12 protein-coding genes are annotated in these 12,230 nt (G+C 43.8%); 5 read left to right on the forward strand and 7 right to left on the reverse strand.

Annotated elements, in window-relative coordinates; all coding sequences use genetic code 11:
• Positions 1–37: 37 nt before the first annotated feature.
• The 4 genes from LX99_RS03195 to LX99_RS25525 all read right to left on the reverse strand — a co-directional run bounded on the left by LX99_RS03195 (position 38) and on the right by LX99_RS25525 (position 2,628).
• Complete coding sequence (locus LX99_RS03195; protein WP_109606309.1) at positions 38–1,207, reverse strand: hypothetical protein; 1,170 nt, start codon at positions 1,205–1,207, stop codon at positions 38–40.
• Between the two features lie 17 nt (positions 1,208–1,224).
• Positions 1,225–1,587 carry a hypothetical protein gene (locus LX99_RS03200; protein ID WP_109606311.1) on the reverse strand — a complete coding sequence of 121 codons (363 nt, stop codon included), beginning with the start codon at positions 1,585–1,587 and terminating at the stop codon, positions 1,225–1,227.
• A gap of 58 nt (positions 1,588–1,645) precedes the next feature.
• A complete protein-coding gene (locus tag LX99_RS03205) occupies positions 1,646–2,071 on the reverse strand; it encodes a hypothetical protein (protein ID WP_109606313.1) in 426 nt (141 codons plus the stop codon).
• Positions 2,072–2,472: 401 nt separating this feature from the next.
• A complete protein-coding gene (locus LX99_RS25525) occupies positions 2,473–2,628 on the reverse strand; it encodes a hypothetical protein (RefSeq protein ID WP_170122620.1) in 156 nt (51 codons plus the stop codon).
• Between the two features lie 283 nt (positions 2,629–2,911).
• On the opposite strand from LX99_RS25525, the gene LX99_RS03215 reads away from it, so the two are divergent.
• Together LX99_RS03215 and LX99_RS03220 are read left to right on the forward strand one after the other, a co-directional pair.
• Complete coding sequence (locus tag LX99_RS03215) at positions 2,912–3,796, forward strand: oxidoreductase (protein ID WP_109606315.1); 885 nt, start codon at positions 2,912–2,914, stop codon at positions 3,794–3,796.
• A 154-nt stretch (positions 3,797–3,950) separates the two neighbouring features.
• Positions 3,951–4,751 (forward strand): helix-turn-helix domain-containing protein, encoded by an 801-nt coding sequence (locus LX99_RS03220; RefSeq protein ID WP_109606317.1) that lies wholly within the window; start codon positions 3,951–3,953, stop codon positions 4,749–4,751.
• Between the two features lie 173 nt (positions 4,752–4,924).
• Here LX99_RS03220 and ychF read toward each other — a convergent pair whose 3' ends face one another.
• A complete protein-coding gene (gene ychF, locus LX99_RS03225) occupies positions 4,925–6,028 on the reverse strand; it encodes a redox-regulated ATPase YchF (RefSeq protein ID WP_022829963.1) in 1,104 nt (367 codons plus the stop codon).
• 223 nt (positions 6,029–6,251) lie between these two features.
• Here ychF and mgtE point away from each other — a divergent pair, with 223 nt between their 5' ends.
• On the forward strand, positions 6,252–7,622 hold the full coding sequence (mgtE, locus tag LX99_RS03230) for a magnesium transporter (protein WP_109606319.1): 1,371 nt from the start codon (positions 6,252–6,254) through the stop codon (positions 7,620–7,622).
• A 93-nt stretch (positions 7,623–7,715) separates the two neighbouring features.
• Positions 7,716–8,213, forward strand: coding sequence for a DUF5362 family protein (locus LX99_RS03235; RefSeq protein ID WP_022833110.1), 498 nt, complete (start codon positions 7,716–7,718; stop codon positions 8,211–8,213).
• A gap of 72 nt (positions 8,214–8,285) precedes the next feature.
• Here LX99_RS03235 and LX99_RS03240 read toward each other — a convergent pair whose 3' ends face one another.
• Together LX99_RS03240 and LX99_RS03245 are read right to left on the reverse strand one after the other, a co-directional pair.
• Positions 8,286–8,621, reverse strand: coding sequence for a DUF3276 family protein (locus tag LX99_RS03240; RefSeq protein WP_022833109.1), 336 nt, complete (start codon positions 8,619–8,621; stop codon positions 8,286–8,288).
• Positions 8,622–8,755: 134 nt separating this feature from the next.
• Positions 8,756–10,543 carry an ABC transporter ATP-binding protein gene (locus tag LX99_RS03245; protein WP_109606321.1) on the reverse strand — a complete coding sequence of 596 codons (1,788 nt, stop codon included), beginning with the start codon at positions 10,541–10,543 and terminating at the stop codon, positions 8,756–8,758.
• Between the two features lie 557 nt (positions 10,544–11,100).
• On the opposite strand from LX99_RS03245, the gene LX99_RS03255 reads away from it, so the two are divergent.
• On the forward strand, positions 11,101–12,204 hold the full coding sequence (locus LX99_RS03255) for a carboxypeptidase-like regulatory domain-containing protein (RefSeq protein ID WP_109606325.1): 1,104 nt from the start codon (positions 11,101–11,103) through the stop codon (positions 12,202–12,204).
• The last annotated feature ends 26 nt before the right edge of the window (positions 12,205–12,230 follow it).

Below are 12,230 nucleotides of genomic sequence, written 5' to 3' on the forward strand. Positions count from 1 at the left end.
ATTTCATCGAAAAACTGAACCCTCGTCCAACCCGGCATTACATACGCGCGGAAGCGGCCTTTCTCTCGCCATTGCCAAAAAACAGGTTGAAACCCGGCGTGAAAACAGCCTTAGCCCCCTGCTGCTTGCTTATGCCTAAACTAAAATCAACCCACATGCCGCCAAAAAATGCAGTTTCGATACCCAGGCTGGCTTTGTAAGTAAATTTTTGGTTGGTTTGAAAAAGGCCATTGGCTTCTACAAAACCTTTAACATCATTACTCCCATAGTATGCCCGTGAACCTATACTGAGACTCTTTGCACCTAAACGGGAGTTAACTGTATCGCGTAATTGCCCTGTTGCGCCGATCAGCAACTGGCCTTTAGCCCCCAAAGGAAACCCGGCAGTTGTCCATAAACCAAGTTTTGATGCCGGTTTAATGTTTCGTATTAAAGAATCTTTTGAATTAAAAAGAGCAGCGATACCCACGTCCCAAATGCTTTTATTCCATAAAACATTTTTTATGCTGTCTCTTATCTGAACTATCCTGTCCGGATTAAACTTACCTACATTCTTAATGTAATCCAGTATTTCCTGTTTGATAACTTTACCTGTGGCTGTACCAGGCTCTGCCAGCCTGTAAATGCTGTCCACAACATGACGCCAATGTTGATAACCATTACCGTTGGTATCGGCGTCCATGTATTTTTTTGCCACAAATCTTAAAGCCTCCGAGTATGACCTTGTGCCGGCTTGTCCAAGCAAGTTTAGTTGATTAATCAAGGAAGCATTAAGACGCAGATCCTGAAAATCTAAAATTCGGAATTTAATCCCTAAGCCGATCGCATAGCTTTTGTCTGAATTAACTTTTGTACCGACCGACAAAGCTGAGGTATACCAAAACCTGTTTTTATAGAAATCGTTAAGGCTGACATTTGGATGAAATAGTTTGGGTGACAACTCCACCGCAAGATTTTGGGGTATTGCAGCGCCGTTCGCTGTAAAATAGTTACCTATCGAAAAAGCGATATCACGCACAGATGTAGGCCTCATAATACTGCTCGGGCTCGTGCCGAGTATCTTAAAACCAGGAGATTCCGGTACTGCGTAATTCAGATCGCCCCAACCCGCTTCTATGGCCGGAAAATGTTTTGACGTATCCGTTTGAGCCCATACCTTACCTGAGCCTGCAAACAATATTAACAAAATGATCCTGATCGTTTTCATGGCAATTTGTTCCGGGTTTAAATAAATACTGCTTCCGTAGTGTCATTTACTATTGTAGCTGTTGAATTTCCGGTGAATACCTGGACTGCCGCGCAACTGATACCATTTTGTTTTACCGTAGCCGTAGCACGAAAGATGCCAGTGCCTCCGGCGGGATCAATCTCGCCCCAGGCGATGTTGAGACATTTTCCAACCAGGTCGCTGCCACGTCCGAGGTTAAACTCCGTTTCACCATCCCACTGCCCCTTGCCCGTTTCGAATTGATTGCCGGAATCGCAGTCAACAACTTCAAACTCATAAAAAAACAGATCGGTTGTTTGGAATTCAAACACCAGTTTCGCATCATCCCCGGGAGATGCGATTTTAATTTGGGTACTCATGATTGTAAGGATTTGTTCAAAAATTAATTTATAGTTATTTAACCGCTTACAGCGGACATTAATTGTGCTTAAATGCACTGAGCTGCGCACTGGTATTTAATGTTTCCTGTTGCGATTTTTGCTTGTTTACGTCTTTTACGGCACTCACATAACCCAACAGGTTGGTCCAGAAAGCGGATCCGCCACTTGCCATCAATCCGATGAGAGCAACAGGAATATGAGTGTCATCCTTCCCCAACCAGAAGGTTTCGAAAAAACCATGTTCACCGTTAGAATATCTTGCTGTAACCCAGGATACGATGAAAGCTATGATCATCAATGCTGAACGGCGAGTTTTCTCCTTGCCGTCATTAACGGGAGGTACAGTGGGTGGCGGCTCCTGAAGCCAGGAAAAATTTGTTTTAACCAACGTAATCAAGCGCTCGCTGGCCAGGCTGATGGCGAGAATAACCGAGATTAATTTAGTGATTGCTGAAATGTCCATTGTGATAAATTTGCTTGGTCAAATTTGATCAATACATCAGGAATCAGAAACGGGTTATTTCCCGTATTTATATAAGTGTTTTTCCCATTCTCAACCGGTGTTTTTTTCTAATTTCCGAGATGAGCCATGCTAACGGAGATGTGAGATATGCTATAAAGACCTCTCCTACTTTCCATTTGCCTCAAAAGAGCTTACGCGGAACCAGTTGGCTGTTTAAAGCTTATAATCTAAAATCGTAATTACAACGTTTTTACAAAAGTGAAAGTCTTAAGTCACCCTCCCAAATACACTTGAGATTCGACTTAAGACTTTCGACTTATAATCTGAGACTTGAAATTACACGTTAAACCTGAAGTGCATAATGCCGCCATTCGGCACAATGTAGGTTTTACCTTCAACGCCTAATTTACCTGACCACATAAACCTTTAAGGGTGCCTAAATGGTGATCGAACGGGCGGTTTTGCTGCATCAGGAACACAATATGCCCGGCATCATAAAAAATACTGTCTGGCTCGGGATTAACGGCCAATGCTTTCTGTATTACGGATGGCAACATGTTTATAGCGGCGGCGCTGCCGGATAATAAGGCTGCCTTTTTTAAAAAATATCTTCTGAATTCAGGTTAAAAATCTATTTAATCACTTTGCTTTATGAAAGATACTGCAAAGGCCAGGTGAAGCCCTTTAATAACCTTAAACTATAGCAAATGTTATCTGCCGGGATACGTTTAGTCCTGCAGATAGCAGGCATTGAGCTTCTCAACAAAACAACTTGAGCTTTTTAACAAAACACAGGGTTGCCTGTCTGGCTAATTTTGTATCATCAAAACAAATAAAAAGATGAAAAAAGTATGGTTTATAACAGGCAGCGGCAGAGGTTTAGGCCGCTCGCTTGCCGAAACGGCTTTAGCGGCGGGCAATTATGTAGCCGCCACTGCGCGCAATCCGGAACAATTACGTGATTTGGCCGGAAAATATCCCAACCAGGTTTATACTATAAAATTAGATGTTACTGATTACCCTGCAGTGCATCAGGCTGTAGCTGATGCGGTAGCCCACTTTGGCAAAATTGATGTACTGGTAAACAACGCCGGTTTTGGAATTATAGGTGCAGCCGAAGCTTTTACTGACGAGCAGGTTAGAAGTCAGCTGGAAACCAATTTATATGCCCCTATCGAGATAACCCGTGCCGTGCTGCCTTATATGCGCAAACAAGGCTCGGGTCGCATTTTACAGATTAGCTCAATTGGCGGCCGTATTGGTAATGCCGGTTTAAGTATTTACCAGGCAGCTAAATTTGGCTTAAGCGGCTTTACTGAAGCGTTAGCAAAAGAGGTAAAACCATTAGGAATTTTAGTTACCAGTGTTGAGCCCGGCGGCTTCCGTACCGATTGGGCCGGCGATTCGATGAGCTATGCGCCAAAGGTTGAAGGCTACGAACAAACCGTTGACGCCCGCGCTGATTATATTTCGAGCGGAAAATTCATCCCGGTGGGTGACCCTGATAAAGCGGCTGAAGTGATGGTTAAATTAATTGAAAATCCCGAGCCGCCGGTGCACCTTGTATTGGGTAGTGAAGCCGCAGCTTTATTAACGCTTGCCGATGAAGCCCGCAAGGCCGAGTTTGAAAAATGGCTGCCGGTTACCAAATCAACAGATCATGACGAGGCCGGTGATTTTATGAATACCGAGTATGGTAAGGCGATAGCAGCGCAGAAAGATTAAATATTGTTCAGCTGTCGTGTTTCCACGACATCTGAATTTCTTGCTTTCGGTTACTGCTTGGCAGCAAGATCTGCAGGCATACGTGATAACGCCCCGGGGTGAAAGGATATGGATAACTTAGAAAGTTATACAGGTATTATTAAATTTGATCAGTATGCCAACGTCAAAAACACTACCACGCATAATTTATTCCTGCTACTCGGAAGTTAGCCGTGCCGGTGAGCAGTTTATTGCCGACCATGTATTTGGCTATATCCTCTCCGGCGATTCGGAACTGTATGTTAACGGCAAAAACTACTATTTTAAACAGGGCGACTATCGTTTTTTAAAACGCAATGAGCTGGCCAAATTTGCTAAACATCCTCCTCAAAACGGCGAGTTTAAAACCATAACTATTGGGATTGACCAGGATACGCTGAAAGCCATGAGCGCCGAATTGAACATACAGGCCGACGGCCGTTACACCGGCGAGAGCGCACTGTTTTTAAAACCCAACGAACTTTTCAGCAATTATATTCAATCGCTAAGCCCCTACATGGATAAAACTGCCGGAGAAATTAATCCCTCACTTACCCACCATAAGGTTAAAGAAGCGGTGATGATATTATTGGAAACCAACCCCGAATTGAAAAACATCCTGTTTGACTTCAGCGAGCCAGGGAAAATTGACCTCGAAGCCTTCATGACAAAAAATTACCGTTTTAATGTTGATATCAGCCGCTTTGCCTATTTAACCGGCCGGAGCCTGGCAACATTTAAGCGCGATTTTGAACGTGTGTTCAATACTTCTCCCAACCGCTGGATCCAAAACCAACGATTAAAAGATGCTTATTACCTGCTGAAAGAAAAAGGCGAAAAAGTATCGGATGTGTATATGGAAGTAGGCTTTAAAGACCTGTCGCATTTTTCATTCGCTTTTAAAAAGGCTTACGGTGTAGCGCCGTCGGCGGTATAATTGCAAAATAGAAGCAAGAAGTAAAGGTTCAAGAGACAAGAAAAAGAAGCTGAAATAAAAAGCCAGGAAAAAGTTGGAAGTTTTGATTTCCTTTCTTCTTTCCTGGCTTTTGTAGCTTGATATCTTAATTCTAATTTCTTGTCTCTTGAATCCTGATTTCCTGACTCTCTCCCTTACACGTTAAACCTGAAGTGCATAATGTCGCCATCCTGCACAATATAGGTTTTACCTTCAACGCCTAATTTACCGGCTTCTTTAATAGCAGTTTCTGAGCCATTGTATTTTACAAAATCTTCGTATTTAATCACCTCGGCACGGATAAAGCCTTTTTCAAAATCGGTATGGATCACACCTGCGGCCTGCGGGGCGGTAAAACCCTGGGTGATGGTCCAGGCACGCACTTCCTGTACACCGGCAGTAAAGTAAGTAGCCAGGTTTAACAGGCGATAAGCAGCTTTGATCAGTTTATTAACTCCCGATTCGGCCAGGCCCAGATCGTCCAGAAACATCTGGCGTTCTTCGTAAGTTTCCAGTTGCGAAATTTCAGATTCAATCTGCGCTGAAATGATCAAAACTTCCGCATTTTCTTCTTTTACGGCAGCTTTCACCTTCTCCACATAAGCATTACCCGTATTTACCGAAGCTTCGTCAACATTACAAACATAAAGTACGGGTTTGGCGGTAAGCAGCCAAAGGTCGGCCACATATTCTTTGTCTTCTTCCTCAACCGGGGCGTTACGGGCCGATTTACCGGCAAGCAGGTGGTTTTTGTAAACCGTTAAAACATCAAAAGTTTTTTTAGCTTCCTTATCGCCGCCTGTTTTGGCCATCTTTTCAACCTTCTGGATCTTTTTCTCTATCGATTCCAGGTCTTTTAGTTGCAGCTCGGTATCAATGATCTCTTTATCGCGGATCGGATCAACCGAACCATCCACGTGGATCACGTTATCATTATCAAAGCAGCGCAACACATGGATAATGGCGTTGGTAGCGCGGATGTTGGCTAAAAACTGGTTGCCCAAACCCTCGCCTTTGCTGGCGCCTTTAACCAGGCCCGCAATATCCACAATCTCGATGGTGTTGGGCATTATGCTTTTAGGGTTAACTATTTCGGTAAGTTTGGTAAGGCGCTCATCGGGCACGGTAATTACACCCACATTGGGCTCGATAGTACAAAACGGAAAGTTAGCCGCCTGTGCCTTAGCGTTTGATAAGCAATTAAAAAGTGTTGATTTGCCCACATTTGGCAAACCTACTATCCCACATTGTAAACCCATTGTTGTAGTTGATTTTAGCCCCCTCTAAATCTCCCCCGGAAGGGGAGACTTCCGTATTTTTTTTATTAAAAGCCCTCCCTTCCGGGGAGGGTTGGGAGGGGTTGAATTCGGCTGCAAAGATAACAGAAAATTTTGCCTTATAATTTGAAAAAATAAACGACTTTTGCGCACGAAAAAAGAAGCTAAAATATTTTAACACCGATGTAAAAAGGAGGGCCTATATATGGAAGAGATGGTTGAACAAGTAGAATTGTTACTTGAAAAACAAGACGATACCCAACTACAGGAATATTTGAACAACCTCAACATATCGGATGTTGAAGAACTGATTGGCGAACTTCCTGAACATGGCCCCAAATTTATCGAGATCCTTTCGTTAAACCGCGCGGTGCACGTATTCCGTATCCTCGATTTCCCGGTGCAGGAACGGATTATCAGGAAGCTTTCGGCCCAAAAACTCGAAGACCTGGTAAACGAACTCCCGCCCGACGACCGCACAGCTCTTTTCAGCGAATTACACGGCGATGCGCGCCAAAAACTGCTTCAAAAACTTTCGAAAGAAAACCGCGACGAGGTAATCAAACTTTTAGGTTACGAAGAAGACAGCGTTGGCCGGTTGATGACGCCCGATTACATTGCCGTTAAACGAACCTGGGACGTAAGCCGGGTATTATCACATATCCGCCGTTACGGCAAAAACTCCGAAACCATTGATGTTATTTACGTGATTGATGACCAAGGCGTACTGCTGGATGACATCCGGATCCGTGAGATCTTACTGGTAAAACCCGAAACCAAAGTGAGCGAACTGATGGATGGCCGGTTAATTTCGCTTAGCGCCGCCGACCCGCAGGAAGAAGCCATTAACGTTTTCAGGATGAACAACCGCACCGCCCTGCCCGTGGTTGATGATGAAGATGTATTATTGGGCATCGTAACCATAGATGATATCCTCTGGATAGCCAACGAAGAATACACCGAAGACATCCAGAAAATTGGTGGTACGGAAGCCCTGGATGAACCCTACCTGGATATCAACCTGTTTAAACTGGTAAAGAAACGGGTAGGCTGGCTTATTATTTTATTTTTGGGCGAGATGCTTACCGCTACAGCCATGGGCTATTTTGGCGATGAAATATCAAAAGTGGTGGTACTTGCTTATTTTATCCCCCTGATTATTTCGAGCGGCGGAAACAGCGGCTCGCAGGCCTCTACCCTTATTATCCAGGCCATGGCTCTTGGCGAAGTTACCGTTGCCGACTGGTGGCGGGTTATGCGCCGCGAAATTCTTTCGGGCCTGATGCTGGGAATCTGCTTAGGTTTGATAGGCTTTTTACGTATCGCTGCCTGGAGCATGTTCAGCAGCATTTATGGCCCGCACTGGATGCTGGTAGGCTTTACCGTTGGCGCTTCACTTGTTGGCATTGTGTTATGGGGATCATTATCGGGTTCGATGCTGCCTTTGCTGCTTAAAAAGCTCGGGGCCGACCCGGCAACCTCTTCGGCGCCGTTTGTTGCCACACTGGTGGATGTTACCGGTTTGATTATTTATTTTACCATCGCGGTAATTTTTATGCGGGGGATACTTTTATAACGCGCTGTTTGATAATTAATATTGAGCAACTGGTGTTTTTAGTTATAATAATTATCTTAGCGTAAATTAAATTTAAAACCTTAACACTAAAAGATGGAAACTACCGTAGAGGAAAAGTATCAATCCCCGCAAATCCCTAACAATCTTATTTTAACACCCGAAGCGCAAAGTTTCCTGTTGTCCAGCGGAAAATGGGCTTCCTTTTTGGGTATCCTTGGCTTTATCTTTTGCGGCCTGTTTTTGCTTTTCGCCCTTTCTGTGGGAACGATCATGACGAAAATTGCCGAGTTACAGCCCGGTAATCCCGCAGCTATGATGATGGCAGGCATGGGCGGAGGCCTGAGCGTTGTATATATTTTACTTGATTTATTGTATTTTTTCTTCGCGCTTTACCTTTACCAGTTTGCCGTTAAAATAAAAGCCGCCATAAACTTTAACGATAACTTTCACCTTACTGCAGGTTTAGGCAAACTAAAGTCGTTTTTTAAACTTTGGGGTATTGTCACTATCGTTATCTTAGCGTTATATGCCATAGGCATTATTTGCTTTATCGCATTCGCCGCCTCTATGGCTTCGGCAATGCACGGCTAAACAGATCAACTACATAAAAAAGCCCTGCCATCTTATGGATAGCAGGGCTGTATATTTTTGGTTAATTTGATATTACAAATTCTCGAAAGTGAAATCCTCGTCGGCCGATGCACGGGCAATTTCAGAATTTTCACTGTACTCGTAACGTTTTTCAACTACTTCCTGGTTCGATTTGATATAGTCGATAGTGTCTTTTAAACCTTCGGCAAATTTTTCGAAGTCTTCTTTGTATAAAAAAATCTTGTGTTTTACAAACACGCCATCTTCCAAACGCTTTTTACTCTCTGTAATTGTAACATAGTAATCGTTTGAACGGGTTGCTTTTACATCAAAAAAATAAGTACGCTTCCCGGCTCTTACTTTCTTCGAATAAACCTCTTCACGCTCTCTATTGTCAAAATCTCCCATATATATTTACCTGTAATTAGTTTTGGTTGGCATAAATATAAATAATTTTTCAAAGTGCAACTATTTTATTCGATTTTATTGAGGTTTTTGAAACAAAAGTGTCATTTTTTTGTAGAGGCAGCATTGTGTATACCCTACGCATCCTGCTCTTCTTCCAGCAATTGCTTTTCGTAAAGCTCAAAGTAAGTGCCTTTAAGCTGCATCAGGTGTTCGTGGTTGCCCTGCTCAACTATTTCGCCGTTATCCATTACCAGTATTTTATCGGCGTTTTTTATAGTAGATATGCGGTGCGCTATGATTATACTGGTTTTGCCCCGCATCACGCGGCCAAGGTTGCTCAAAATCTCCTCTTCGGTACGGGTATCAACCGCCGAAAGGCAATCGTCAAAAATCAGCACCTGCGGATGTTTAAACAGCGCCCTTGCGATTGATACCCGTTGTTTTTGCCCGCCGGATAGGGTTACACCACGCTCGCCAATCAGTGTAGTAAAGCCCTGTTCCAATTCCATAATGTTGCTGTAAACAGCGGCATCTTTAGCGGCCTGCTCTACCACGGGCATATCCAGCACATCGGCGCTAAATGCTATGTTGTTGGCAATGGTATCCGAAAACAGGAAAACCTCCTGCGGTACAAAGCCAATCTGCGAGCGGTAGTTTTCAAGATGGAGCGAAGTTACCGGGCGGTAATCAATCAACACCTGCCCTTCGGTAGTATCATACATACGCATTACCAGGTTGGCAATGGTTGATTTACCCGACCCCGTACGACCGATAATGGCCAGCATCTGCCCCGGCTCTACGGTAAAAGACACATTTTTAAGGGCTTTGATACCTGTATCGGGATAGGTAAAAGACACGTTTTCAAACCTGATGTGGCCGCTTAGCTGATATTTTTCGCCCTGCGGCGAAATAATTTCGGGCGTTGTGTGCAAAAATTCGTTGATACGTTTCTGCGAGGCAGCGGCGCGCTGTACCAGCGAGGTTACCCAGCCCAGCGAAATTACCGGGAACGAAAGCATATTGAGGTAAACAATAAACTCGGCGATATTACCCGCGGTGATGTTGCCCTTTATCACCTCTACCCCGCCCACATAAACGGTAATTACGTTAGCCAGCCCCACCAAAAACAACATGGTTGGAAAAAACATGGCCTGCACTTTGGCCAGGGCCATGGAGTGCACTTTATAATCCTCGCTCTCCTTAGCGAAATTATCCCTCACAAACGCTTCGCGAACGTATGATTTAATGACCCTGATGCCCGAAAAATTTTCCTGTACAAAGCTGGATAAGCCCGAAAGCCGCTCCTGGATCTGCTCGCTGCGTTGGTTGATGATATTATTAACATAATAAATAACACCGGCCAATATCGGCAACGGCAGCACCGAAAAAACGGCCAGCTGCACGTTTACCGTAAGCATGGCGTAAATCACCATGATAAATAATACCACGGTATTGATAGAGTACATAATACCCGGCCCCAGGTACATACGCACCCGGCTTACATCCTCGGTTACGCGGTTCATCAAATCGCCGGTGTTGTGACGGCGGTAAAAGGCGAGCGAAAGCTCCTGGTAGTGGCTGTAAATTTCGTTTTTCAGATCGTACTCGATATGGCGCGACATCAGGATAATGGTTTGCCGCATAAAAAACAGGAACAGGCCCCTGAGCAGGGCCAGCACTAATACCAGCGTACCAAACAGAAACAGGCTGGTACCAAAAATATCATAAATAAAGCTTTGCCTGTTAAAACCTGCAAAAAGCTGGTAAGCCCCTATATTTTCGGTAACCAGATCAAAAGCTACGCGCACAACCTGTGCCGGCAGTACGCCGAACACGTTCGAGATAATTACAAACAGCACACCCGGAATAAGGCGCCAGCGGTATTTGCGAAAAAATTTATTGAGGTAAGCGAGGTCTTTCATGTATGGTTAAGTCCGAAGTCTTAAGTATCAAGTCTTAAGTCGTCCAATAATTCAAAAGTATTAAAAATTGAACAGAGTGGTTGCGGGGAAAAGTCGGGAGGATGTAAGAATGTTACAAACGTTGCGCAGCGCCTGCGGCGGTATTGTTTCACAGATCGATATTTATGGGTAATGTGGCTTACCGGACACCGGCAACTGCCCTTTAGTTGCTGGTAACAAGACACAACAACGGCTTACCAACGGAACATCAACAAGGGTAGAATTTTTGAGGTGTAATTCCGGTTGCTTTTTTAAATAGTCAGGATTTTTAAAGTTTACTCCATAAAATATGTGTTTGAGCTTTTTCAACGAAAAATTGCAAATTAACTTCTCTTTCTCCTCCATCACCTTAAAATTATGCTGTCATTTTTACAAAGGTCTATTGCTAAACCTGGAAAGTTTATGCCTGCACAATCAATTGCTTTTAGCTGCTTAAACCGAATTCACGTTATTTTTATTTCCCGATGGATTCCTGAGGCCAATTTTGAATAACTAACTTATTAGTTTAACTTTATTCCATGAGTCGATTATCCTTCCTATTGTTATTGCTGCTTCCGGGTGCCTGCTTCGCGCAATTTAAAATTACGGGCAAAGTGATCAACATGACCGATACCAAACCTGTAACTAATGCCAGTGTATTTTTAAATAATGCCCAGGTGGGCAGCACAACTACCGACGACGGCACTTTCACCCTCCGCAATGTAAAGCCTGGAAAATATGATTTCATTATTTCGGTGGTAGGCTTTGAAACATATACTTACAGCATACAGATTAACAGCACAGATGTTAACCTGGGCACGATCAGCATTATCCCAAAAACCTTCCAGTTAAATGAGGTAAAGATCAGGCCTGATCCTAACCGCGAAAAATACTATGCCATTTTCAGGAGGCAGTTTTTAGGTACGTCTGAAAACGCGGCACAGTGTAAAATACTAAACTCAGATGTGCTTGATTTTGATTATGATGAGGATACCCATATTTTAAAGGCCACCTCGCACGATTTTATGGAGATAGAGAACAGGGCCCTCGGGTATCGTATAAAATACAAATTAACCAATTTTAGTTATACCAATAGCATCCAGTTACTCTATTACGAAGGGATGTCTTCCTTCGAAGATCTGAAAGGCTCCGACAAACAAAAACGCAAATGGAACAAGCAACGTCAATTTGCTTATCTCGGCTCGCCTATGCATTTTTATCGATCAGCTATTAAAGGCACCTTAGAAAGTGAGAATTTTGTAGTTCGGCGCCTGATCCGTAAGCCGAACCCGGCTTACCATGGCGGACTGAACAATAGGTACCTGCAAAGTTTGGTAAACACACCATTACAGCGACCTGAATTTTTCATGCTTACCGACCAGGAAGGTTTGTATGCCATAGGCTGCACCGATTGCCTGTATGTGATGTACACCAAAAAAACGCAGGATCCTGCAAGCAACGTTTATAAACCTATAGACATGGGCGATAACGCCACTACAATTATCGCGTTTGACGAACCTCATGCTTTTTTTGACAGCAACGGAATTGTAACAAATCCTCACGCCGTAATTTACGAGGGCGACTGGGGAAGCAGCCGCGTTGCCGAAATGCTGCCGGTTGACTATGAGCCGGTGAAAAAATAACCTGAACCAAGATTTGGGGAGATTTG

The sequence above is a fragment of the Mucilaginibacter oryzae genome, from assembly GCF_003148845.1.
Classification (GTDB): domain Bacteria; phylum Bacteroidota; class Bacteroidia; order Sphingobacteriales; family Sphingobacteriaceae; genus Mucilaginibacter; species Mucilaginibacter oryzae.

What these genes read in the sequence shown, in the direction of transcription:
- LX99_RS03195 (WP_109606309.1), bottom strand. Translation starts at nt 1,207, where the DNA reads ATGAAAACGATCAGGATCATTTTGTTAATATTGTTTGCAGGCTCAGGT.
- LX99_RS03200 (WP_109606311.1), bottom strand. Translation starts at nt 1,587, where the DNA reads ATGAGTACCCAAATTAAAATCGCATCTCCCGGGGATGATGCGAAACTG.
- LX99_RS03205 (WP_109606313.1), bottom strand. Translation starts at nt 2,071, where the DNA reads ATGGACATTTCAGCAATCACTAAATTAATCTCGGTTATTCTCGCCATC.
- LX99_RS25525 (WP_170122620.1), bottom strand. Translation starts at nt 2,628, where the DNA reads ATGTTGCCATCCGTAATACAGAAAGCATTGGCCGTTAATCCCGAGCCA.
- LX99_RS03215 (WP_109606315.1), top strand. Translation starts at nt 2,912, where the DNA reads ATGAAAAAAGTATGGTTTATAACAGGCAGCGGCAGAGGTTTAGGCCGC.
- LX99_RS03220 (WP_109606317.1), top strand. Translation starts at nt 3,951, where the DNA reads ATGCCAACGTCAAAAACACTACCACGCATAATTTATTCCTGCTACTCG.
- ychF (WP_022829963.1), bottom strand. Translation starts at nt 6,028, where the DNA reads ATGGGTTTACAATGTGGGATAGTAGGTTTGCCAAATGTGGGCAAATCA.
- mgtE (WP_109606319.1), top strand. Translation starts at nt 6,252, where the DNA reads ATGGAAGAGATGGTTGAACAAGTAGAATTGTTACTTGAAAAACAAGAC.
- LX99_RS03235 (WP_022833110.1), top strand. Translation starts at nt 7,716, where the DNA reads ATGGAAACTACCGTAGAGGAAAAGTATCAATCCCCGCAAATCCCTAAC.
- LX99_RS03240 (WP_022833109.1), bottom strand. Translation starts at nt 8,621, where the DNA reads ATGGGAGATTTTGACAATAGAGAGCGTGAAGAGGTTTATTCGAAGAAA.
- LX99_RS03245 (WP_109606321.1), bottom strand. Translation starts at nt 10,543, where the DNA reads ATGAAAGACCTCGCTTACCTCAATAAATTTTTTCGCAAATACCGCTGG.
- LX99_RS03255 (WP_109606325.1), top strand. Translation starts at nt 11,101, where the DNA reads ATGAGTCGATTATCCTTCCTATTGTTATTGCTGCTTCCGGGTGCCTGC.